This is a genomic window from Streptomyces lucensis JCM 4490 (assembly GCF_014650035.1).
Classification (GTDB): domain Bacteria; phylum Actinomycetota; class Actinomycetes; order Streptomycetales; family Streptomycetaceae; genus Streptomyces; species Streptomyces lucensis.
In genome coordinates this window covers 419,648-441,591 of the sequence record NZ_BMUE01000004.1, presented here as the reverse complement: position 1 = coordinate 441,591, position 21,944 = coordinate 419,648, and the positions used below count along the sequence as shown (strand labels likewise).

Genomic DNA, 21,944 nt, shown 5'->3' with positions numbered 1-21,944 from the left:
ACAGCCGACGGACCAGTACGAGGACGCAGATGTCTCACCTCCGAGCACCGGCCGCCCGAACCGCTCCCGCACTGACCGAGACGCACATACGGCCCCAGCTCATGCGGCTCGCGGTGCTGCCACCCCTGGCCGTAGCGCTCAGCGCCACGGCCGCCGTACTCGTCAGCGTCCGCTCCACCGGCGCCCGCACCGGCCCCACCCTGTGGGCCGTGCTCGCCGGAGCGGTCACCGTGGCCGTCGCCGGCATCCTGATCGCCGCTGTGGCCGCCGACCGCGCCGCCCGCGCGGTGTCCGACCGGGTGGAGGCGCTGCGCCGCACCGCCGCGCGCGGCGAGGCCGACCTGCACGCCCTGGTCGACGCGCTGCGCCAGGGGGAGACCCCGCCGCAGCCCGCCCCGCGCGGCCGGCCGCCGCATGACGCCGACGACTTCGACCTCCTCGCCGCGGACCTGGTCCGCGCGCACGACGGCGCCGTCACCGCCGTCGTGCGCGCCGCCCAGCTCTCCAGCCGGACGGGCAGCGAACAGAAGCTGGAGGTCTTCGTCAACCTCGCGCGCCGGCTCCAGTCCCTGGTGCACCGCGAGATCTCGATCCTCGACGAGCTCGAGAACGAGATCGAGGACCCGGACCTGCTCAAAGGCCTGTTCCACGTGGACCACCTGGCCACCCGCATCCGGCGGCACGCCGAGAACCTCGCCGTGCTCGGCGGCGCCGTCTCCCGGCGCCAGTGGAGCAACCCGGTGAACATGACCGAGGTGCTGCGCTCCGCCATCGCCGAGGTCGAGCAGTACTCCCGGGTGAAACTGGTACCGCCGATCGACGGCGAACTGCGCGGCCACGCCGTCGCCGACGTCATCCACCTGCTCGCCGAACTCATTGAGAACGCCACGGTGTTCTCCGCGCCGCAGACCCAGGTGCTGCTCCGCGCCAACCTCGTCACCTCCGGGCTCGCCGTGGAGGTCGAGGACCGCGGACTCGGCATGCCCGTCGCCGAGCAGCACCGGATGAACGCCCTGCTCGCCGACCCCGACCAGGTCAACGTCGCCAGCCTCCTGGCCGACGGCCGCATCGGCCTCTACGTCGTCTCCCAGCTCGCCCGCCGCCACGGCATCACCGTGCGGCTGCAGAGCAACATCTACGGCGGTGTGCAGGCCGTACTCGTCGTCCCGCAGGCGCTGCTGGGCACGGCACCCGGCATGCCCGGGTCATCTGCCGGGACCGTCGCGCCGCAGCCGCGGGACGCGGGGGACGGCTCGGACCCCGGGTCGCCGCGGCGGAGGCGGGCAGCCCTGCCGGCGCCCGTTCCGGCCCCGGTGGCCGAGGGCGCGGGCACCGGTCCGGGCGCCGGCACGGGCGGCGGCACCCGGACCGGAGGAGCGGCTGAGCCGGCCGCCGCCACCCTGCGCCGGCGGCACGCCCACCGCGGGCCGGGACGGCGGGCGGCGGAGAGCGCGGCCGGGGGCCGGGACGCCACCGGTAGCGGGGCCGCTCCGGACGGAGGCGTCCCGGCCCCGCTCCCCGTACGAGGCACCCGGGAGGCCCGGCCGACACCCGCCGACGCCGTGCCCGGCGTCAGTGCCGAGGACCGGCCGGTGGTGGAGTCGCACGCGGGCGTCCTGCCCACCCCGCGGGGCGGTGCCGTGCGCGGCACGATGGGCAAACCCCAGCTGCCCCGCCGCCGTGCCCAGGAGCACATCGTGCCGCAGCTGCGCGGCGGCCCCGCACCCCGCCAGGACGACGACACGGTCGTGGGCCACGATCCGGGGCTGATGGCCGCCTTCCAGCGCGGCATCGGACTCGCCGAGACCCAGCAGCACACCTACTCGACGCCCGCCGCCCACATGGATGCCGCACACATGGCGGGTGGGCACGTGCAGCCCCCCGCAGCGGGGCCCGCCGAGCCCACTCGGGCACGACTCGAGCACGCGGGCCACGACCACGACGGCCCGGACCAGCTGGGTCGGCGCAACACGGGGCTGGAACCCATGGCTCCCGAGGCCATGGCCTCCAGCCACCTGGCGCCGGACCACACATCCCCCCTCCCCATGACCCGAGCCCCCGCTCACGCGCCCGCCCCCGACGGCATGCGGGGCGCCGGCCAGGCCGACGGGAGCACCCCGGTCGGCTGACCGCCCACCCCCCGTCCCCCCATCCACGTCGCGCCCAGCGCGTCCGCGGACCTTCGTACCCCCAAGGAGTCGATCCACCATGGCGAGCGATGCGCCGACCGCCCACGCCTCCGACCTCGACTGGCTGCTGAGCGGCCTCGTGCAGCGCGTACCGCACACCACCAGCGCGGTGCTCCTGTCCTGCGACGGACTGGTCAAGTCCGTGCACGGCCTCGACCCCGACAGCGCCGACCACATGGCGGCCCTGGCCTCCGGGCTCTACTCGCTCGGCCGCAGCGCGGGCGTACGGTTCGGCGACGGCGGGGACGTCCGGCAGGTAGTCGTCGAACTCGACTCGACCCTGCTGTTCGTCACCACGGCCGGCTCCGGCACCTGTCTCGCGGTCATGGCCGGCCGCGAGGCCGACGCCGCCGTCCTCGGTTACGAGATGGCGATGCTGGTCAAGAGCGTCCGTCCCTACCTGGTGACCGCACCCCGGCAGCACGCCGCCGAGCCCACGGCGACGAGGCCTTGACGGTGGCCACGGCCGGCGACGGGCCCTGGCTGGACGACGCGGCCGGACGGCTGGTCCGCCCGTTCACGGTCAGCAACGGCCGCACCGAGCCGAGCATCGCCCTGGACCTGATGTCACAGGTGCGGGCCACCGGCGTGGTCCCCCTCGGCGACCTCGGTCCCGAACACGCACAGGCACTCGACGTGTGCCGCGCGCCCGTCCCGGTCGCCGAGGTGGCCGCCCAGCTGAAGCTGCCCGCCGTGGTCACCAAGGTCCTGCTCTCGGACCTCGTCGACTGCGGCGCGCTCACCACCAAGCCGCCCGCGTTCCACCACACTCCCACCGACCGGTCCCTGCTGGAGGCAGTGCTCGATGGACTACGACGACAGCTCTGACCCGTTCCCCACCGCCCTCAAGATCCTGGTGGCGGGCGGGTTCGGGGTCGGCAAGACCACCTTCGTCGGAGCGGTCAGCGAGATCGCCCCGCTCAGCACGGAGGAGCTGCTCACCACGGTCGGCGCCGCGACGGACAACCTCGACGGCATCGAGAACAAGGTCGAGACGACGGTCGCCATGGACTTCGGGCGCATCACCCTCGACGCGGACCACGTGCTGTACCTGTTCGGCACGCCCGGGCAGGAGCGGTTCTGGTTCATGTGGGACGAACTGTCCGCGGGTGCGCTCGGCGCGGTCGTCCTCGCCGACACCCGCCGCCTCCAGGAGTGCTTCCCCGCCGTCGACTTCTTCGAGGAACGCGGCCTCGCCTTCGTCATCGCCGTCAACGAGTTCGACGGCGGCCACCGCTACGACCCCGAGGAGGTGCGCGCCGCCCTCGACCTCGACCCGGCGATCCCCGTCGTCCGCTGCGACGCCCGCATCTCCAGCTCCGGCGTCCAGACCCTGCTCACCCTCGTACGCCATCTCCTCACCCACATTCCCGAGCCCGCGCCCAGCCGTGGCGCCCACATGTGATTCCGCCCCACCGCCCAACCGCCCACGGAGCCCCCTATGAGGAACGCCCACAGCGACGGAGCCAGGCCATGACCTACCTGCCGCCCCGGCCGGTCCGGGGGCTGCTGCTCATCCCCGAGGACCGGGAGGCCCCCGCGCGCGTCCGCCGGCTGCGCCTCCTCGGCCTCGCGGACCGGCCCGATCCCGCGCTCGACGCGTTCGCCGAGCACCTGGTCCAGGTCACCGGGGCGCCGTACGCCATGGTCAACTTCATCGGAGAGGACCACCAGTTCTTCGCGGGCCTGAGCGCCCCCGCCGTCGCCCCGGTCGTCCGCGAGGACGGCAGCAGGGCCGAGTTCGGCCGGGTCCTGCCGCGTGACCACGGTTTCTGCCCCCACGTCGTGGTCCGCCGCAAGGCGCTGGTCCTGGAGGACGTCCGCGACTACCCGCGGTTCGCCGGCAACCCGGTCGTCGACGAGTACGGCATCCGCAGCTACCTCGGCGCCCCGCTGATCGACAGCTCCGGCATGGCGCTCGGCACCGTGTGCACGGCCGACATCGCCCCCCGCGTGTGGGGCAGAGCCGGCCTGGAGCACATCAAGGCGCTCGCCGCCGACCTCGTCGTACGCCTCGAACGGAGCGCGCAGGACGGTCTGCCCCTGTGACACGCCCGGCATCGCGCGAGGCGTGAAGGAAAGCTGAGGCGGCGGTTAAGAAAAGATCGATGGACCACGGTGCCGCGCGTACGGCAGATTGCGGGGTGATTCCACCCCTCTGACCCGGTGCGGGCTCCTTCGGCATGCCCGCGGCCGGGCCTCACCCACAGGAGCCGTAGCGTTGAAGGCGCTGGTCAAGGAGAAGGCGGAGCCCGGACTCTGGCTGACGGACGTCCCGGAGCCCGCCATCGGCCCCGGTGATGTGCTGATCAAGGTCATGCGGACCGGTATCTGCGGCACCGACCTGCACATCCGGGCCTGGGACGGCTGGGCGCAGCAGGCGATCCGCACTCCGCTCGTGGTCGGGCACGAGTTCGTCGGACAGGTCGTCGAGACCGGGCGGGACGTGAGCGACATCCGCATCGGCGACCGGGTGAGCGGTGAGGGGCACCTGGTCTGCGGCAAGTGCCGCAACTGCCTGGCCGGACGGCGCCACCTGTGCCGGGCCACCGTCGGTCTGGGCGTCGGCCGCGACGGGGCCTTCGCCGAATACGTGGCGCTGCCCGCGTCCAACGTCTGGGTGCACCGCGTCCCCGTCGACCTCGACGTGGCCGCGATCTTCGACCCGTTCGGCAACGCCGTGCACACCGCGTTGTCGTTCCCGCTGGTCGGCGAGGACGTCCTGATCACCGGCGCCGGACCGATCGGCCTCATGGCCGCCGCGGTGGCCCGGCACGCCGGCGCCCGCAACGTCGTCATCACCGACGTCAGCGAGGAGCGCCTGGCGCTGGCCCGCAAGATCGGCGTGAGCCTTGCCCTGAACGTCGCCGAGTCCACGATCGCCGACGGGCAGCGCGAGCTGGGCCTGCGCGAGGGCTTCGACATCGGCCTGGAGATGTCGGGCCGCCCCGAGGCCATGCGCGACATGATCGCCAACATGACGCACGGCGGCCGGATCGCGATGCTCGGCCTGCCGGCGCAGGAGTTCCCCGTCGACTGGGCGCGGATCGTCACCTCGATGATCACCGTCAAGGGCATCTACGGCCGCGAGATGTTCGAGACCTGGTACGCGATGTCGGTGCTGCTGGAGGGCGGCCTCGACCTGGCCCCGGTCATCACCGGCCGCTACGGCTACCGCGACTTCGAGGCCGCCTTCGCCGACGCCGCCAGCGGCACCGGCGGCAAGGTCATCCTCGACTGGACCGAATAGCCCCCCCCTTCCGCAAGCACCTTCAGGAGCCCTCCGTGTTCGACTCAGTACGTGACGACCTGCGCGCCACCCTCGACGAGATCCGCGCCGCCGGCCTGCACAAGCCCGAGCGGGTGATCGGCACCCCGCAGTCCGCGACCGTCGGCGTCACCGCCGGCGGCCGCCCCGGCGAGGTACTCAACTTCTGCGCCAACAACTACCTCGGCCTCGCCGACCACCCCGCGGTCGTCGCCGCCGCCCACCAGGCCCTGGACCGCTGGGGCTACGGCATGGCCTCCGTCCGCTTCATCTGCGGCACCCAGGAGGTGCACAAGGAGCTGGAGAGCAGGCTCTCGGCGTTCCTCGGCCAGGAGGACACGATCCTGTACTCCTCCTGCTTCGACGCCAACGGCGGGGTCTTCGAGACCCTGCTCGGCGAGGAGGACGCCGTCATCTCCGACGCCCTCAACCACGCCTCGATCATCGACGGCATCCGCCTGTCCAAGGCCCGCCGCTTCCGCTACGCCAACCGCGACCTCGCGGACCTGGAGACCAAGCTCAAGGAGGCGTCCGACGCCCGGCGCCGGCTGATCGTCACCGACGGCGTCTTCTCCATGGACGGCTACGTCGCGCCCCTGGGCGAGATCTGCGACCTCGCCGACCGCTACGACGCCATGGTCATGGTCGACGACTCGCACGCCGTCGGCTTCGTCGGCCCGACCGGCCGCGGCACCCCCGAACTCCACGGCGTCATGGACCGCGTCGACATCATCACCGGCACCCTCGGCAAGGCCCTCGGCGGCGCCTCCGGCGGCTACGTCGCCGCCCGCGCCGAGATCGTCGCCCTGCTGCGCCAGCGCTCGCGCCCCTACCTGTTCTCCAACACCCTCGCCCCGGTGATCGCCGCCGCCTCCCTCGAGGTGCTGGACCTCCTGGAATCGGCCGACGACCTGCGCGTCCGGCTCGCGGAGAACACGGCGCTCTTCCGCGGCCGGATGACCGAGGAGGGTTTCGACATCCTCCCCGGCGACCACGCCATCGCGCCCGTCATGATCGGTGACGCGGCCAAGGCGGGCCGCATGGCCGAACTGCTGCTGGAGCGCGGGGTCTACGTGATCGGTTTCTCCTACCCGGTCGTCCCGCAGGGCCAGGCCCGCATCCGCGTCCAGCTGTCCGCCGCGCACTCCACGGACGACGTCAACCGCGCGGTCGACGCGTTCATCGCGGCGCGCGCCGAACTGGGGGCCTGACCAGGGCGTACGCCCTGGGATAATGGAGGGCATGATCGAAGCGCGGCGGCTCCACATCCTCCGTGCGGTGGCCGACCACCGCACGGTCACCGCGGCGGCCGCCGCGCTCTACCTCACCCCTTCGGCCGTCTCCCAGCAGCTGACGGCCCTGGAGCAGGAGACCGGCCACCGCCTGGTCGAGCGCGGCGCCAAGGGCGTACGGCTCACCCCGGCCGGCGAGATCCTGCTGGGCCACACCAACGCGGTCCTCGCCCAGCTGGAGCGGGCCGAGGCCGAGCTGGCCGCCTACGGCTCGGGCGAGGCGGGCACGGTCACCGTGGCGGCCTTCGCGACCGGCATCGCCCAGGTCGTGGCCCCGGCCGTGGCCCGCCTCGCGTCCCGGGCGCCCGGCATACGGATCCGGGTCCAGGACGCCGAGGGCGACGCCAGCCTGCCGATGGTGCTGGACCGGCAGGTCGACGTGGCGGTCGCCGTCGAGTACCGGGGCGCGCCGTCCGCCGACGACCCCCGCCTCACCCACGTCCCCCTCTACGCCGAGCCGTTCGACGCCGTCGTACCGGTCGGCCACCGCCTCGCGGACGGCGCCGAGGTCCCCCTCGCCGAGCTGGCCAAGGACCCGTGGATCGGCCCGTACCCCGGCAACCCCTGCCACGACGTGGTCGTCCTCGCCTGCGAGAGCGCGGGCTTCCAGCCCCGGCTGGAGCACTCCTCCGACGACTTCCGCGCCGTGGTCGCCCTCGCCTCGGCCGACGCCGGCGTGGCCCTCGTACCGCGCTCCGCGCTGCGCGGCATGGACCTCACGGGCGTCGTCGTACGACCGGTCGACGGCGTGGCCCCCACCCGCCGCGTGTTCGCCGCCGTACGCCGGGGAGCCGAGCAGCACCCGCTGATCCGCCCGGTGCTCCAGGCGCTGGGCGAGGCGGCGCAGGCGTGACCCCGCCGCACCCCGCCCCGCGGTGCCCCGCCCGGGCGGACCGGCTGTCAGTGGCGGGGGCTACGGTGCGAGGCATGCCGGACGCAGAAGACGTACGCCGAGTCGCCCTGTCCCTGCCGGACACCACGGAGAAGACCGCCTGGAGCATGCCCACCTTCCGGGTCGCCGGGAAGATGTTCGCGACCCTGCCCGAGGACGAGACGTCCATCGCGGTGCGCTGCCCCAAGGAGGAGCGCGACGAACTGGCGCTGGCCGAACCGGAGAAGTTCTGGATCGCCGGGCACGAGGCGCAGTTCGCCTGGGTGCGCGTGCGACTCGCCGCGCTGGAGGACGAGGACGAGCTGCGGGACATCCTCGCCGACTCCTGGCGCCAGGCGGCCCCGCCACGACTCCTGGACGCCCACCCCGAGTTGGGGCTGCCCACGGACTGATAACCCCTGATGCGCGCGGGCGGGACGTGGCATGATCCCGCGCGGCGGCGGGCTGCGCACGGGGAGGGGAGTACGGCGGATGACCGGTACGAGGGCACGGCGGTACGCCATCCCCCGGGCCCGGCGCGGCCCCGGCGCCGCAGCCGCGGCCCCCGACGTCTGGTCGCGGGACTTCGCGCTGTTCTTCGTGTCCCGTGCCGTCGCCCGTCTCGGCGACACCATGGCGCCGGTGGCGCTCGCCGCCGGCCTGCTGCAGCACGGGTACGGTGCGGGCGCGGTCGGCCTCGCCATGGCCGCCAAGGCCGGTGCGTTCGCGGGACTGGTCGTCTTCGGCGGGGTCGTCGCCGACCGGTTCGGCACCCGGCGGCTGATGATCGGCGCCGACCTGGTCCGGCTCGTGACCCAGGCGCTGGTCGCCGTCCTCTTCTTCACCGGCCGGGTGGACCTGGGGCAGGTCTGCGTCCTGGGCGTGGTCAGCGGTGCGGCCGCGGCGGTCTTCCAGCCGGGCGTGGCCAGCACCGTGCCCCGCCTCGCCCGCGACGTCCAGGGCGCCAACGGCGCGGTACGGATCGCCGAGTCCGCCGCGCAGCTGGTGGGGCCGGCCGTCGCCGGTCTGCTGGTCGCCTTCGCCTCACCCGGCTCGGTGCTCGCCGTGGACGCCGCCACCTACGCGGTCAGCGCCGTGTGCCTGCTGCTGCTCCGGCTGCCCCCGCTGCCCGGGGCCGCCGCGCGCGCCGCGGGACCCGGCGTGCGCGCCTTCCGGTCCGATCTCGTCGAGGGCTGGCGGGAGTTCCGGGCGCGGAACTGGCTGTGGGGTGTGATCGCCATCTGGTGCGTGTACATGATCGCCGTGTGGGGCCCGACGGTCCCGCTGGTGGCCACCGAGGTCGTCCGTCACCACGGCCCCCGGGCCTACGGCCTGGTCAACTCGGCCCTCGGCGCGGGCACCGTCGTCGGCGGCCTGCTCGCCCTCAGGCTGCGCCCCCGCAGGATGCTCCGGGCGGGCGCGATCGCCCTGTTCACCTTCTTCTGCTTCCCCGGGGCCGTCGGCGCGGGCCTCGGCGTACCGGCCATGGCGGCCGGCGCGGCCGTGGCCGGCGCCGGGCTGTCGTTCTGGGGCGTGATGTGGGCGACCAGCGTGCAGACCCAGGTCCCGGCCGACGTCCTCAACCGCATCCACGCCTACGACGTGGCGGGTTCCCTCGCGATGATGCCGGTCGGCCAGGCCCTCGCCGGCCCTGCGGCCGGCGTCCTCGGAGCCGGCCACGTCCTGCTGGCGTCCGCCGTGACGAGCGTGGTGGTGGCCGCGGCCCTGCTCGCGATCCCGGCGGTACGCGCCCTCGTCCGCACCGACGCGCCCTCCGCCGAGGTGGTCTGACGCATCGTCAGACGGTGACCGGGCGGCCGGTGTCCACGAAGCGGCCGATCCGCTCGCGCAGGCCGCGCGCCTCGAGGCCGTGCGCGGCCACGTGCTCCTCGACGGTGCCGTACCGGCGCAGCTCACGGCGGGCCACGCCGAGCCCCAGCACCCGGTGCGGAATGTCGGACAGCGCCCGGTTCACCTCGCCCGCCGACGTCCCGGCCAGGTACGGCTCGACCAGCACGACGTCGGTGCCCGCGGCCCGCGTCGCCCGGCGCAGTCCCGCCGTGTCGAAGGGCCGTACGGTCGTCGCGTACAGGACGGTCACGTCCAGCCCCTCCGTGGCCGCGAGGACGGCGTCCAGCATCGGGCCGACGGCGACGACCACACCGCGGAGGCCCTCGCGGACGGTCAGGAAGCGCTTGCCGTCGATCACCCGCCCCTGCCGGTTCGACTGTACGGAGAGCCGTACGTAGACCTTGTCGTCACCGGTGACCGCGTGGTGCAGCAGCGTCTCGGCCTCGTCGGGATGCCCGGGCACGTGCACGGTCCAGCCGTCCAGCGTGTCGAGGAGGGCCACGTCGCCCGGCGCCATGTGGGTGTGGCCGCCGGACGGCCAGTCGAAGGACGCGGCCGCGCTCACGAGCACCGCCCCGACGTCCTGGTGTCCGAGGTCCAGCTTTACCTGTTCGAAGGGCCGCTCCACGAGGAAGCTCGCGAAGGTGTGCACGACCGGCCGCAGCCCGGTGAGGGCCAGCCCCGCCGCGGCTCCGACCAGGAGCTGCTCGCGGATGCCGACGTTGATCACCCGGTCGGGATGCCGGCGTCCTGCCTCGCGGAAGCCGTCCGCGCCGATCTCGGCGAGGACGACCGCGATCCGGTCGTCCTCGTCGAGCATCCGGGAGACCACGGGGGCGAAACGGTCACGCATGGTGTCCATGGGGGTGTGCCTTCCTTCGTGCGCGGGGGAGTTCAGGCGTTCTTCGGTTCGACACGGGCCACGACGACGTGCGGCCGCCCCGGGTGGGGTGCCGTGAACGCCGCGTACAGGGCCTCGTGGTCGCGCCCGTCGACGGTCGACGCGGACCAGCCGGCCGCCTGGAAGCGGGCGGCGATCCCGCCGGGCAGCGCGTGACGGGCGGAGGAGTTGTCGATCACCACGGTGTGCAGCCGCTCCAGACCCGCCGGCCCGGCGAAGGCGATCGCCTCGTGGTTGCTGCCCTCGTCCAGCTCTGCGTCCCCGGTCAGCACCCACACCGCCGGGTCGTGCAGACCCCGCGCGCGCAGGCCCAGCGCGGTGCCCACGGCGATCGGCAGGCCGTGTCCGAGGGATCCGCTGCCGATCTCGGCCCCCGGCACCAGCACCCGGTCCGGGTGATGGCCGAGCGGGGAGTCGTACGACCCGAACCCGGGCAGCCAGTCGACGGGCAGGAAGCCCTTCGCGGCCAGCACGGCGTAGTACGCCATGGGCCCGTGCCCCTTGCTCAGCAGGAAGCGGTCCCGCCCCGGATCGTCCCGCCCCCGCGGTGTGACGCGGAGGACCCGGTCGTAGAGCACCCACAGCACGTCGAGCGTGGAGGTGGCGGCCGGGCCGTGCTTCTCGTCGCCGGTCATCCGGGCCATCAGCGCGGGCAGGTCGTCGTAGTCGTAGGCGCGGTTCTCGGCCGCTGTGATCGTCATGCCGCCGATCGTGCGACCTCAACCAAGCTTGAGGTCAAGCCCGGAAGTGGCGCGCGACCACCGATCGGAGTGCGGTATTGTTTCCCTGCGCGTTTCGACCGGGGAAACCCCCAGGTCAGACCGCACCGGGACGTGGCGCAGCTTGGTAGCGCACTTGACTGGGGGTCAAGGGGTCGCAGGTTCAAATCCTGTCGTCCCGACCAGCTTCACGGCAGGTCGGAGGCTGTTCCACAGGGGTGGAACAGCCTCTTTCCCGTTACGCCCCGAGCGCCGGTCACATCACCAGTACGGCGTCCCGGCACGCGTAGCCGGTCGTGGGCGAGGAGACCTCCAGGGTCCACACGCCCGGCTCGGCGCGCACCTCCGCGCGAAAGCGTCCGTCGCCGCAGGGCAGCATCGGGTCGACGGACACGCAGCCGCCGTCCTCCGTCAGGCGCCGCACCCGCAGATCCATGGCGCTGTCCGCACGGGTGGCCCACACCTCGATCGGCTCACCGGCCACGGCGACGTCCGGGAGTTCGATGCCGATCTCGTGGTCCGGGGACAGGAACCGCGTGCGCTCCACGCCGTCGCAGACGTTCCGCAGCTGGTACCGCACGGGCTCGGCGTCGATCAGGGAAGCGTGCCGGAACGGGACCCACATGGTGGAGGCCGTGGTGGTGTGCTCGGGCGGAGTGGCCGAGAGCTGGGGGACGGTGCCGTCCCCCAGCCACGGGCCCCCGCCGCCGGGCAGCTCGTCGTGGAAGCGCGGGGGTCCCGCGGTGTCGAAGGACACGCCGTGCGCGGTGGGGTGCGTGGCACCGCCCAGCGGGACGAGCTCGTAGGGGGCGGCGCCCTCCGCGTCGTTCCTGATCCGGGCCTTCCGCATCTCCCGGTGGAACCGGAAGGCGTCCATGACGGTGGCGGTCGGCAGACCGTCGACCGGCGGGACCGCGCTGAGATGGGAGACGGCCCCGTGCTCCTCGTCCACCAGGACCGCCTTGTACACCGGCAGCAGCTGCCCGAGGGACGGGTACGTCGAGCAGATGTCGGCGAGCGCGTCCCGCCAGGCCCCCGGCAGCGGCCCCAGCCCCTCGCCTAGCAGGAACCGCAGTGCCCGCACGCTGCCCAGGTACGGCGTGCCGAGGGAGGCGACGGCACGGGTCACCTCACGGCCCCCCAGTTCCTCCACGTAGTACCGCACGACCAGGCCGCCCATGGAGCGGCAGACGAAGACGGCCTTCGCGTCCCCGGCCCGCGGGAACCGCTCGCGGTCCGCCGTGGACCGCCACTCGTCCAGGCGCCGCTCGACGAACCGCCGCAGCCTGCGTGCCGAGTTGCGGTTGTCGAGCCGCCAGTCGTAGCGGAACACGGCCAGCCGTTCGGGAGCGATCCCCAGCCGGCGCGCCAGGCCGGCGTAGCCGAGGTGCGCCACCAGACCCGGCAGCACCCGCGGGCGTTCGACCAGCGGGCCGAGCGACAGGCTGTGCCGCGGCTCGGGGTCCGCGTCCCCGATCCCCTTCTGCAGCCGCAGGCGCTCCAGCAGCCGCCCGGGCCGCACCAGGCCGGCGGCGGCCTGCGGGCTCAGGTTCCAGACATCCACGCCTTCCCAGGTCAGCGCCGTGCCCATGATGCCCGGCACGACGACGACAAGGTCGTCTCTCACTACTGGTGCTCCTCGATCGGTGAAGGGGAAGCGGCCCTGGGGCCGAGACCGGCCAGGCTCTCCCGGGTCAGCAGCAACTGGTCGCAGCGCAGACCCACCTGGGGCCCGCCGCGCACCATGAGGCAGACCCCGGCGTCACCGGTGACGGACGCCACCTGCGACACCTCGTAGCCGCGCGGCTCGACGTCCGGCAGCGCCCGGCCGGCGACGACGTCCCACAGGTGCAGGCGGCCCGAGGTGGTGCGCCAGCCGACCAGGACCGGCCGGTGGGCCGGGCCCGTCAGCGCGAGGCCGTCGAGAGGGCCGCCGGGCGGGGGCGGAAGCAGGTCCGGCATCCCGAACCAGCCGACGCACTCGGCCACCTCCACCTGGCCGCCGGCCGCGACGGCGACGAGCGGCACCGTCCGCCGGCCCGTCCGCAGGACTCCGGCGGCGACCGCGCGGACCTTGACGCAGTCCATGGTGAAGGGCTCGGCGGCGGAGTCGTCCAGGTCCCACACGCGTACGACGTTCCCGCCCCACGCCACGAGCCAGGACGGGCCCCGCGGCGTCCCGGCCACGGCGAGGCGCTGCACGCTGCCGGAGGCGCCCATGGGCCGCGTGGTCCCGCGGCTCCATCCGGCCCCGGGCCGCGCGGCCCGTTCCCAGCAGGCGGCGCCCTGCCCGGAGGGCCAGAACAGTGCGAGGCGCCGTGGGTGCGGCGCGTACAGGGCGATCGAGGGGACGGGCACGTCCCGTGCGCCCGCGAGTTCGAGCACGTCCGTGGCCAGGGTGTCCAGGCCGGGTCCGAGCGTCCACACCAGCGCGGTCCTGCGGCCGACGGCCGCCACCACCCATCGTTCCCCGAGCGGCACCGCGGCGAGGGCGGTCACCGGATCGGGGTGGGACAGCACCGGCCCGACGAGCCGGGGCCCGGCCGGCGTGTGCAGGCTCACCAGGACGTCGGTGTCCTCGGACCGGCAGAGCAGGAACTCGCCGGCCGGTCCGGTGGCGACCTCCGTCTGCGGGTTGGCCCGCGGGTCCCCGCGCCGCCTCCGCCGCGTCGCGGGCGCGCCCGGCTCGTGCGCGGTGTGCGGTTCCCACACCCGGACGCGCGTCTCGTCGGCCACGGCCAGACGTCCGGTCCCCGACGGGTCGTACACCAGCGATCTGTGGTGGCTGGCGCAGGGCAGGGGCACGTGCTCGGCGCCCGAACCGGACCAGACCCGCACCTCGGCGCCCTCGCGCACCGCCACCAGCAGACCGTGCGGGCCCTCGCCCAGGCTCACCGCCTGGCCCCCGCTGTCCGTGCGCAGGACGAGTTCGCGACCGCTGTCGAACACCGGGTCGGGCATGTGCCAGACGGACAGCGAACGGCTGTCCAGGGCCGCGAGGACCGCACCCCGGCCGTCCCGCGGGGCGAGCGCGGACACCGCCCGCACGGGCTGACCGGTGCCCAGCAGCGGCGTCAAGCCGTGCAGGGGCTCCGCCGGGACGGTGCCGCGGCGGGGCACGGCCCACAGCGTCACGCCGCCCGGCCCGCCCGCGACCACGACCACGACACCGTCCAGCGGCAGGAACGCCACGGACGACACGGCGCCGGGCAGCACTCGCGAGCGCATCAGCTCGCGGCTGTACGGTCCCCTCCCGTCCCACCTCCACAGCCACAGCCGCCCGCCCTCCACGGCCGCCAGGTGCACCTGGCCGTTCCAGCAGGTGGCGGCGACGGCGTCGGGCGACCCTCCCCAGTAGAGCTCCTCGAAGGGGTGCCGCTCCTCACCCCGCCACAACCGCAGCGCCAGCCCGTCGTGCGTCGCGATCACCCGGCCGCCGTCGCCCTCCGCCACCGCCAGCCCCCGCTGCCGGCCGGCCGAGGCCCAGTCCGCCGGGCCGGTGTCACGGCCCCGCACCTCCTGGCCGTCGGACGTCCACGACCGGATCTCTCCCACGCCCGCCGCGTGGATGAGTCCGTCGCCCCGGCTCTCCCAGTGCACCGCGAACGCCCCGCCGAGCGGGGCCGGCCAGCTCCGTCGCAGCGGAAGCCGTTCCGCGCTGCTCCACACGTCCTGCCAGAAGACCTCCGGCGGACGCGGGATGTCCCGCAGGACCTCGGCGGGGAACATCGCGAGCGCGGTCGCGCGCAGTACGGCCCAGCGCGCCGTGCGGCCCGGGTGCGTGCGGAAGTGGTCCGCGACCTGGACGTACAGCGCCGGCCGGGGCGCGACCGCGAGCCGGGTGGCGACCAGCGGTTCGAGGATGTCCGGGGAGGCGTGCACGGCGAAGTGGCAGTCGTCGGTCAGGTCGTCGAGCGTGGTGTCGCCGGCGAGCGCGGCGTGCGCGGCGATGTAGTGCGCCACGTACGGCTCGGCCCGCGCCCAGTCCTCGCTGCGCGGGGGCCGCAGCGCCAGGACCGTCCGCCGGTGCAGCCGCCGCTGTCCGGCCTCGTCGCCGAGGAGGTGGGCGCCGAAGCTCGGATGGTGCAGCCGGTGGACCCCCGCGCCGAACTCCTCGTCCCGGGCGATGGCCACACCCGTCGCCGCGGCGATCACGGTCGCGAGGTCGTCCTCGGTGTACTCCCTGGTGCCGGCGGAGCGCACCGCGTTGGCCATGGTCAGCCATACGCGGGGCTGCGGCAGCCCGTTGCCCTGGGCGAGCGCCAGGGGGCGCAGCAGGTCCCGGATCCGCGCGGGCTCGGCCGGGTCCAGCCGGTCCAGTTCGTCGCCGAGCAGGGAGTCCAGGGCGGCGGTTCCGTGGCGCAGCTCGTCGTCCAGCCGCTCGGGACCGGGCAGCGTGCTCAGCCGTGCCAGACGGCGCGCCCAGAGCGTGGCGACCAGGAAGAGTCCGTTGCTGCGTGCGGCGATGTGACGGGCGACGGTACGCCGTGTCTCCTCCGCCTCGGCGAGCCGGTACGGGGAGTTGTGCCGGCCCAGCAGGTGCTCGACGTGGTGCGCGATGTCGCCCTCGGTCTCGGGCAGCCGGTCCAGCTCGACCGGGTCCTCGCAGTGCAGGGCCTCCAGCAGGGTCTCGGCGGGTAACGCGCCGGGCAGGTTCCTGCGGGCGTTGGCACGGGTGGCCACCACCACCTTCACGAGCGGTGTTCCCGCGAGCGGGTTGATCAGCCCGCGGGCGATGCCGAAGGCGTGCCCCGCGGCCGCCTCGTCCAGGCCGTCGAACAGCAGGGTCAGGACGCCCTTGTGCCGGGCGAGGGAGGCGATCCGCTCGACGTACGTGTGGGGCGCGCCGTGGACGAGGCCGGTCCGGTCGAGCCCCAGGGCGCGCAGCCGCTCACCGAGCTCCTCGCACAGCGCCGCCAGGGTCTTGCCCCGGCAGTGCAGCGCGGCGTGCACGGAGTACAGCTCGGGCTGGATCCGGGGCCGCCGGCCGGCGGGCAGCGACGCGGAGAACCTGCGCGTCGTCAGGTGGGCCAGATAGGCCAGGAGCGTCGACTTGCCGGCTCCGGAGGCGCCGGACAGGACGAACAGTCCGGTGCTCCGGGTCGCCATCCAGGTGACCAGTTCCCCGAGGACCCGGTCGCGGGAGGCGAAGTCGCGCAGCTGCCAGCTCTCCTGGGCGTGGGAGAAGACCGGCATGGCGTCGCCGAGTTCCTCGCCGATCCACGACTCGTCGTCGGGGGAGCGCAGGGCGGGCCGCACCCGTTCGGAGCAGTAGGGGTTGAGCAGGAAGTCCGGGCGCAGCGCGCGCACCTCGTACCACTGCGGCACCTGGTCCGGCGTCAGGGACCGCACGGCCAGCATGAGATGGGAGAAGGCGACGACCGGGTTCTCCCGGTGGAAGAGGGGGACGGCGCGGGTCTGGGCGTCCGGCGTGTCCAGCACCTGGCGCAGGCAGCCCACCCATCGTCCCTCGGTCGCCTCCTCGGTGGCCTCGGCCGTGGCGATCACGGCGAATCCGGCGTCGCCGCCCCGCGCGTCCCCTGCCCGCCCTCTGGCCGCCCTGACCTCCGCGTTCACGTCGTCCAGGGCCGATCCGCTGAAGCAGGCGTCGAGGACGAGCAGGGTGTCCGTGGCGTCCTCGGCCAGCCAGGACACGAGTTCGGCCGCGCGGACCGCCCGGCCGGGGTCGAAGCGGCCGTCGGCGTAGGCGTCCTGGCAGGCGAGGTAGAAGGAGTCCCCGATCTTCTCCCCGTGTCCGGTCCAGTAGAGGATCTTGCGCCCCGCCGGCTGCTCGCGCAGCCTCGTCACCAGCTCCCGGACGCGCTCGCGTCCCAGGGGCGGTTCCGCGCCGCCGTCCTGTGCGCTGATCACCCGAAGGGGTGGCGCGTCGAAGCCCAGCCGGTGCGCCTGCGCGGTGAAGTCGTCGGCGCTGCGGCGCAGGTACGACCGGTCCCGGCGACGGTGGACGTCGCCCTGGTAGCGGTCCACGACCACGGTGGCCACGACTCCGTCGTGCGGGACATCGACCATACGGACCCGTCCTCCCCCGAGAGCGCAACTCAGTCGTGCGCACGTGACAGAGCGAAGTGTGGCAACCTGGCGTCTCACCATGCGACGCACCGTGCGGTTCGCGCAACTCGGCTTCACACCAAGGGGGTTCGGTGTCACAGTGGGAGGGGTTCTCCGTGGGGCATCTCCTCACGGACTGTTACGTCTTCGAGGGTGACGGCACCCGCCCCATCGACGAGGAGAACGTCAGGATCATCTACGAGCCCGGACTGCGGCGGGTGTCCCTGCCGCTCGAGGTGCAGCGCTGGCGGCAGGCGATCCAGGCGGAGGAGGAGCGCAAACAGGCGGCGGGGGAGCCCTACCGGTGGAACAACCCCCGGTTCGCCGTGGAGAGCATCGTGGTCTCCCGCACCGACGAGACCGAGGCACCGGTGGTGCAGCTGAGCCTGTGCGACGCGGACTACTTCGACTTCCTCGCCACCTCGGTCAATCTCGACACCCCCTTGCGCGAGGGCGAGCCGGCCACGCTGCGCACGCAGTACCTGGAGAACACCGATCCGGTGACCGTGCCCGCGTTCCTCTCCTGCAGCTTCGGCGTCAACGTCGCGGTGCGGACGGGACCCGACCGGCAGATGGTGTTCGCCCGCCGCAGCGCCATGGTGGCGGGGCACAACACCGAGCGCTGGAACTCCTCGGTCAACGAGGGGCTGGCCGCCATCCACGACGTCCCCGAGGACGGCTCTCCGATCAGCCTGCACGCCGTGGCCCGCCGGGCCCTGCGGGAGGAACTGGCCGTGCAGGACGGCGACGAGGTCGAACTGGAACTGCTCTCCTTCGCCCTCGATCTCCGCAACCACCAGTGGGCGGCCTTCTACCGGGCGGTGCTCCCCGGGCTGACGGCCGGCGACCTGACGAGGCGGCGCAGCCGCGGCGTCGAGGACAAGTGGGAGCACGACGAGTTCCGGTTCGTGCCCTGCGACCCGGACAGCGTCCTGGACTTCGTGCTGGAGGAGGGCCGGTCCTGGACGCCCTGCGCTCCGGCCCTGTTCTACACGGCTCTGGTGCGCGAGGCCGTCCTGGCGCGCGGCGGCAGTCCCTCTGGCCTGCTCGACGTCGAGGCCGCGGAGCGGCGGGCCATGGACCGGCTCGGCTCGCGGCGGACCGCCTGAGCCCGCCGCGTCACCTCGGCGGTGTCACTCGCCCGCCCGCCCGCGCCACCCGCGCGGGCGGGGGACGCGGCGGTCAGAAGATGTTCCGCTCGCGGTGCTGCCTGCGCAGTTCCAGGAACTTCTCCCGCACCTCCCGTGACGTCATGCCGTCACCCGCCTGGATCACCAGGTCGGCCAGCGCGTCGCGGGACTCCATGAACCCCCGCCACTTCTGCTGCGGTTTCAGCCAGGTGTCGACGGCCGTCAGCACCGCGACCGCGAGGGCGAGGAGGGGCACCCAGGCGATGAGCCACTCCGACTTGCTGTCGCCCAGGTTCTGGTCCGCCGCCACCACGGCACTCGCGACGATCAGCAGGATCCTGCTGAGGTAGTAGGTCACCCCGTAGTTGACCGTCGCGACCCGCCAGCGGCGCAGTTCCCGCGCCATCTCCTCGGCGAGCACCGCCGGCAGCCGTTCGGCGGCGGTGCCGTCCCCGGTACGGCCGGCTTCCGCGTCGGCCGTACCCTCCGTGTTCTGCGTCATCCGTCCCCCAGAGGCCGCCGGTCAGAAGGACAGGCCCATGTGGGCCAGCGCCTGCTTCAGCAGGACCCCGTGGCCGCCCGGCATCTCGCTCTGCACGGCCGGCGAGGCCGCCTCCTGGGGGCTGAACCAGACCAGGTCCAGGGCGTCCTGCCGGGGGCGGCAGTCGCCGGTCACCGGCACGACGTAGGCCAGGGACACCGCGTGCTGCCGCGGGTCGTGGTACGGGGTGATGCCCGCCGTCGGGAAGTACTCGGCGACCGTGAACGGCTGCAGGGACGGGGGGATGCGGGGCAGGGCGACCGGGCCGAGGTCCTTCTCCAGGTGGCGCAGCAGCGCGTCGCGGACCCGCTCGTGGTGCAGGACGCGGCCGGAGACCAGGGTCCGGCTGACGGTCCCGTCCGGGCCGATGCGCAGCAGTACCCCGATGCTGGTGACTTCACCGCTGTCGTCCACGCGGACGGGCACTGCCTCGACGTACAGGATCGGCATCCGGGCCCTGGACATCTCCAGCTCGTCCGTGGTCAGCCAGCCGGGCGTGGTCTCGGTCATGTCAGACATTGCTTGATCATACTTTCCGGGTGGGGCGCCCGCTGGATGCGCGGGCTGCTTCGGATACGGGCGGTCCGTACAGGCGCCGGGCGTTGTCGCGGCCCGTCCAGGCCGCGATCCGCAGGGCGTCGGGCAGGCTCAACTCGTCGGCGTCCACGCGGGCTTGCAGCAGGCCGGCGAGTCCCCGCCGGAAGGCCAGCGCGCCCAGGTGGTGGAACTCGGCCACACCGTAGGCGTCCGAGCTGTACAGCAGTTTGCGGAACGGCGTGATCTCCAGGGCCTCCTCGAGCACCGCCCGGCAGCGGGCGGGACCGGTGTAGTGCAGGGCCAGCCCGACGTCCAGGTACACCTGCTCGAACACGGCGGACAGGTAGGCGGCCTGGCGGTGGTAGGGCCAGCAGTGCAGCAGGAGGACCGGCACGGTGCCCGACGTCAGGCGCAGCCAGTCGGTGAGGAGCGCGGGGTCCGCGTGGTGCAGCCGTACGTCCGCGTCGCCGAAGCCGGTGTGCAGCTGCAGGGGCAGGCCCAGGTCGACGGCGGTCCACAGCAGGTGCCGTACCAGGACCGGGTCGGTGAGGCGTCCGCCGCGCGCGAGCCAGCGGGCGGCCGCCCCGGTCACCTCGGAATCCGTGGGGCGCGCCGGGTCCAGCGCGAACCCGGTGCGGTAGGCGGCCACCGACTTCACCGCCACCACGCCCGGCCGGCGGACGGCCTCCTCGGCGGCCGCCCGGAAGTCCGCCGCGTACGCGCCGGCCGCCACGCCCCGCGCGGCCACCGCCTCGGCGAGCTGCTCCAGCCGTACCACCTCGCAGGCGGCGGCCCCGGCCGCGCGGGCCAGTTCGGCGGGGGTGGTGACCGGGTGCGGGGCGTAGCCGGTGTCCACGCAGAACACCTCCGTCCCGGACGCCGCCAGGAAACGGCGGTTGACCTCCGGCCAGCCGAGGTCCGCGCGCCGGGCCAGGTAATCGGCCGCCGGCGCGTGCCGGGGCAGGTCCAGCAGGGGCGCGCAGTGGCGGCGCACGGCCACGCCGACGGGGCTGTCGAAGGGGGAGACGCCGGGCCAGGCCTCGCCCTCCGTGATGAGCGACTCGAACTGCGCGGCGGTGAGGTCGGCGGCCACGGCGCCGTGGCAGTGGTGGTCCACCAGGGGCAGGCCGGCGAGCGCCTCGTGGACCGGTCCGGTCAGGTCCGCCGTCATCAGTACACCCAGCGGTAGGCCGCCGCCACCCGGTCGTCGTCGAGCCCGGCCACCGCGGTCGCCTCGCCGAGCCGTACGGCGCTCACCGCGTCCGCCAGGACCGGTCCGAGGGCGTCCCGCAGCACCTGGTCGGCGCGGAACTCCTCGACGGCGTCCGGCAGCGACCGCGGCAGCCGCCGTACGCCGAGCGCCGCCGCCTCGTCGGGGCCGTAGCGGGCCGGGTCGCCGGTGATCTCCTCCGGGAGGGCGAGGGAGCGTTTCAGGCCGTCCAGGCCGGCGGCGATCACGCAGCCGAGGGCGAGATAGGGGTTGGCGGCCAGGTCGACCGGTTTGACCTCGATGTTGGCCTCCTGGTCCCGCCGGCCCGCCGTGCCCGTGATCACCCGCAGGGCCGCCTCGCGGGTCTCGCGGCCCCAGGCGGTGAACACACCGGCCCACTGGGAGGGCCTGAGCCTCAGGTAACTGGCCGGGCTGGGGGCGGTGACCGCCGTCAGCGCCGGGAGGCGGGCGAGCACCCCGGCCGCGAAGGACTCCGCCTCGCCCGTCATGCCGTACCGGCCCTCGCCACCCGCGTGCAGGTTTCTCCCCTCGCGCCAGCACGACAGGTGCAGATGGCCGCCGTTGCCGACGCCCTCGGCGCTCACGGCGGGCGAGAACGACACCCTGAGCCCGTGCCGCTGCGCGACGGCCCGCACGGTCTGGCGCACCAGGACGCTGCGGTCGGCCGCCGCCACCGGGTCCAGGGCGCCGACCGAGATCTCGAACTGCCCGGCCGCGTACTCGGGATGGAGCTGGTCGACGTCCACGTCCTGCGCGTCGAACGCGGCCAGCAGATCGGCGGTGTAGTCGCTCAGCTCGACCTGGCGGATCGCGCCGTACGCCGGACCGGAGACCGCCGGGACGAACTCCCCGGCGGGCGCCGACCCGAGCCCGACCGTCCACTCGACCTCGACGGCCGCCTTGAAGGCGAGACCGTGCCGGGCGGCGGCGCCGGTGACGGTCCGGCGCAGGAACGTGCGGGCGCAGCCGGGGTGCCGGGCGCCCTCCTGGGTGATCCGGTCCACCGGCGCCCACGCCCAGCCGGGCTGCCCGGCCAGCGCCACCAGCCGGTCGAGGTCCGGGTAGAGCCTGAGGTCGCCGTCCGGGGAACCCAGCACGTCGGTGGTGACGATCGAGTCGCCGGCGAGGAACGTGTCGAACACCGGCGACATGCCCACGCCCCAGGACACGGCCGCGGCCAGCCTGGCCGTGGGGATCGTCTTCACCCGGCCGACGCCCGCGGTGTCGACGTACGCCAGCACGACGCCGCGCACGCCCTGCGCGGCCAGACCGGCGGTGAGCGCGGCGACCCGGCGCAGATCGCCGGGACGCCCGCCGGGCACGGGGTCGGCAAGGGTGGTCATAC

General features: G+C 74.1%; 19 protein-coding genes and 1 tRNA gene. 12 read left to right on the top strand and 8 right to left on the bottom strand.

Annotation, left to right across the window (positions count from 1 at the left end):
• Nucleotides 1-29: 29 nt before the first annotated feature.
• The 10 genes from IE177_RS13180 to IE177_RS13135 all read left to right on the top strand — a co-directional run bounded on the left by IE177_RS13180 (nt 30) and on the right by IE177_RS13135 (nt 9,411).
• Nucleotides 30-2,129 carry an ATP-binding protein gene (locus tag IE177_RS13180; RefSeq protein ID WP_190015452.1) on the top strand — a complete coding sequence of 700 codons (2,100 nt, stop codon included), beginning with the start codon at nt 30-32 and terminating at the stop codon, nt 2,127-2,129.
• 79 nt (nt 2,130-2,208) lie between these two features.
• Nucleotides 2,209-2,643 carry a roadblock/LC7 domain-containing protein gene (locus tag IE177_RS13175; protein WP_190015451.1) on the top strand — a complete coding sequence of 145 codons (435 nt, stop codon included), beginning with the start codon at nt 2,209-2,211 and terminating at the stop codon, nt 2,641-2,643.
• Nucleotides 2,644-2,645: 2 nt separating this feature from the next.
• Nucleotides 2,646-3,017, top strand: a complete 372-nt coding sequence (locus IE177_RS13170; RefSeq protein ID WP_190015491.1) for a DUF742 domain-containing protein — start codon at nt 2,646-2,648, stop codon at nt 3,015-3,017.
• Nucleotides 2,995-3,594 carry a GTP-binding protein gene (locus IE177_RS13165; RefSeq protein WP_190015450.1) on the top strand — a complete coding sequence of 200 codons (600 nt, stop codon included), beginning with the start codon at nt 2,995-2,997 and terminating at the stop codon, nt 3,592-3,594. Before IE177_RS13170 ends, IE177_RS13165 begins: the two co-directional genes overlap by 23 nt.
• Nucleotides 3,595-3,662: 68 nt before the next feature.
• Nucleotides 3,663-4,238: a GAF domain-containing protein gene (locus IE177_RS13160; RefSeq protein WP_190015449.1), complete on the top strand. Its 576-nt coding sequence runs from the start codon at nt 3,663-3,665 to the stop codon at nt 4,236-4,238.
• A gap of 172 nt (nt 4,239-4,410) precedes the next feature.
• Nucleotides 4,411-5,439 carry an L-threonine 3-dehydrogenase gene (tdh, locus tag IE177_RS13155; RefSeq protein WP_190015448.1) on the top strand — a complete coding sequence of 343 codons (1,029 nt, stop codon included), beginning with the start codon at nt 4,411-4,413 and terminating at the stop codon, nt 5,437-5,439.
• A gap of 35 nt (nt 5,440-5,474) precedes the next feature.
• On the top strand, nt 5,475-6,668 hold the full coding sequence (locus tag IE177_RS13150; protein ID WP_190015447.1) for a glycine C-acetyltransferase: 1,194 nt from the start codon (nt 5,475-5,477) through the stop codon (nt 6,666-6,668).
• A gap of 31 nt (nt 6,669-6,699) precedes the next feature.
• On the top strand, nt 6,700-7,602 hold the full coding sequence (locus IE177_RS13145) for a LysR family transcriptional regulator (RefSeq protein WP_190015446.1): 903 nt from the start codon (nt 6,700-6,702) through the stop codon (nt 7,600-7,602).
• A gap of 74 nt (nt 7,603-7,676) precedes the next feature.
• Entirely contained in the window at nt 7,677-8,033 is a 357-nt protein-coding gene (locus tag IE177_RS13140; protein ID WP_190015445.1) for an MmcQ/YjbR family DNA-binding protein, read from the top strand.
• Between the two features lie 79 nt (nt 8,034-8,112).
• Nucleotides 8,113-9,411 (top strand): MFS transporter, encoded by a 1,299-nt coding sequence (locus IE177_RS13135; RefSeq protein WP_190015444.1) that lies wholly within the window; start codon nt 8,113-8,115, stop codon nt 9,409-9,411.
• Nucleotides 9,412-9,418: 7 nt separating this feature from the next.
• On the opposite strand, the gene IE177_RS13130 is transcribed toward IE177_RS13135, so the two are convergent.
• Nucleotides 9,419-10,333, bottom strand: coding sequence for a transketolase family protein (locus tag IE177_RS13130; protein WP_190015443.1), 915 nt, complete (start codon nt 10,331-10,333; stop codon nt 9,419-9,421).
• Nucleotides 10,334-10,365: 32 nt separating this feature from the next.
• The gene (locus IE177_RS13125) at nt 10,366-11,073 is read right to left on the bottom strand and encodes a thiamine pyrophosphate-binding protein (protein WP_190015442.1); all 708 of its coding nucleotides are present in this window, start codon (nt 11,071-11,073) and stop codon (nt 10,366-10,368) included.
• Nucleotides 11,074-11,199: 126 nt separating this feature from the next.
• On the opposite strand from IE177_RS13125, the gene IE177_RS13120 reads away from it, so the two are divergent.
• Nucleotides 11,200-11,276 (top strand) — tRNA-Pro (locus IE177_RS13120).
• Nucleotides 11,277-11,347: 71 nt separating this feature from the next.
• Here the strand turns inward: IE177_RS13120 and IE177_RS13115 are convergent.
• A complete protein-coding gene (locus IE177_RS13115) occupies nt 11,348-12,718 on the bottom strand; it encodes an alpha/beta hydrolase (RefSeq protein WP_190015441.1) in 1,371 nt (456 codons plus the stop codon).
• On the bottom strand, nt 12,718-17,121 hold the full coding sequence (locus tag IE177_RS13110) for a hypothetical protein (RefSeq protein ID WP_190015440.1): 4,404 nt from the start codon (nt 17,119-17,121) through the stop codon (nt 12,718-12,720). Before IE177_RS13110 ends, IE177_RS13115 begins: the two co-directional genes overlap by 1 nt.
• A gap of 155 nt (nt 17,122-17,276) precedes the next feature.
• Here IE177_RS13110 and IE177_RS13105 point away from each other — a divergent pair, with 155 nt between their 5' ends.
• Entirely contained in the window at nt 17,277-18,269 is a 993-nt protein-coding gene (locus IE177_RS13105) for a translation initiation factor 2 (protein ID WP_308431552.1), read from the top strand.
• 73 nt (nt 18,270-18,342) lie between these two features.
• Here IE177_RS13105 and IE177_RS13100 read toward each other — a convergent pair whose 3' ends face one another.
• The 4 genes from IE177_RS13100 to IE177_RS13085 are packed head-to-tail and all read right to left on the bottom strand — an operon-like array spanning nt 18,343 to nt 21,942.
• Nucleotides 18,343-18,792, bottom strand: a complete 450-nt coding sequence (locus IE177_RS13100) for a DUF4231 domain-containing protein (protein WP_190015438.1) — start codon at nt 18,790-18,792, stop codon at nt 18,343-18,345.
• Nucleotides 18,793-18,813: 21 nt separating this feature from the next.
• On the bottom strand, nt 18,814-19,350 hold the full coding sequence (locus IE177_RS13095) for an NUDIX hydrolase family protein (protein WP_190015437.1): 537 nt from the start codon (nt 19,348-19,350) through the stop codon (nt 18,814-18,816).
• Between the two features lie 7 nt (nt 19,351-19,357).
• Complete coding sequence (locus IE177_RS13090; protein ID WP_190015436.1) at nt 19,358-20,539, bottom strand: amidohydrolase family protein; 1,182 nt, start codon at nt 20,537-20,539, stop codon at nt 19,358-19,360.
• Nucleotides 20,539-21,942 carry a glutamine synthetase family protein gene (locus IE177_RS13085; protein ID WP_190015435.1) on the bottom strand — a complete coding sequence of 468 codons (1,404 nt, stop codon included), beginning with the start codon at nt 21,940-21,942 and terminating at the stop codon, nt 20,539-20,541. Before IE177_RS13085 ends, IE177_RS13090 begins: the two co-directional genes overlap by 1 nt.
• Between the last annotated feature and the right edge of the window lie 2 nt (nt 21,943-21,944).

What these genes read in the sequence shown, in the direction of transcription:
- IE177_RS13180 (WP_190015452.1), top strand. Translation starts at nt 30, where the DNA reads ATGTCTCACCTCCGAGCACCGGCCGCCCGAACCGCTCCCGCACTGACC.
- IE177_RS13175 (WP_190015451.1), top strand. Translation starts at nt 2,209, where the DNA reads ATGGCGAGCGATGCGCCGACCGCCCACGCCTCCGACCTCGACTGGCTG.
- IE177_RS13165 (WP_190015450.1), top strand. Translation starts at nt 2,995, where the DNA reads ATGGACTACGACGACAGCTCTGACCCGTTCCCCACCGCCCTCAAGATC.
- IE177_RS13160 (WP_190015449.1), top strand. Translation starts at nt 3,663, where the DNA reads ATGACCTACCTGCCGCCCCGGCCGGTCCGGGGGCTGCTGCTCATCCCC.
- IE177_RS13145 (WP_190015446.1), top strand. Translation starts at nt 6,700, where the DNA reads ATGATCGAAGCGCGGCGGCTCCACATCCTCCGTGCGGTGGCCGACCAC.
- IE177_RS13140 (WP_190015445.1), top strand. Translation starts at nt 7,677, where the DNA reads ATGCCGGACGCAGAAGACGTACGCCGAGTCGCCCTGTCCCTGCCGGAC.
- IE177_RS13135 (WP_190015444.1), top strand. Translation starts at nt 8,113, where the DNA reads ATGACCGGTACGAGGGCACGGCGGTACGCCATCCCCCGGGCCCGGCGC.
- IE177_RS13130 (WP_190015443.1), bottom strand. Translation starts at nt 10,333, where the DNA reads ATGGACACCATGCGTGACCGTTTCGCCCCCGTGGTCTCCCGGATGCTC.
- IE177_RS13125 (WP_190015442.1), bottom strand. Translation starts at nt 11,073, where the DNA reads ATGACGATCACAGCGGCCGAGAACCGCGCCTACGACTACGACGACCTG.
- IE177_RS13110 (WP_190015440.1), bottom strand. Translation starts at nt 17,121, where the DNA reads ATGGTCGATGTCCCGCACGACGGAGTCGTGGCCACCGTGGTCGTGGAC.
- IE177_RS13100 (WP_190015438.1), bottom strand. Translation starts at nt 18,792, where the DNA reads ATGACGCAGAACACGGAGGGTACGGCCGACGCGGAAGCCGGCCGTACC.
- IE177_RS13095 (WP_190015437.1), bottom strand. Translation starts at nt 19,350, where the DNA reads ATGTCTGACATGACCGAGACCACGCCCGGCTGGCTGACCACGGACGAG.
- IE177_RS13090 (WP_190015436.1), bottom strand. Translation starts at nt 20,539, where the DNA reads ATGACGGCGGACCTGACCGGACCGGTCCACGAGGCGCTCGCCGGCCTG.
- IE177_RS13085 (WP_190015435.1), bottom strand. Translation starts at nt 21,942, where the DNA reads ATGACCACCCTTGCCGACCCCGTGCCCGGCGGGCGTCCCGGCGATCTG.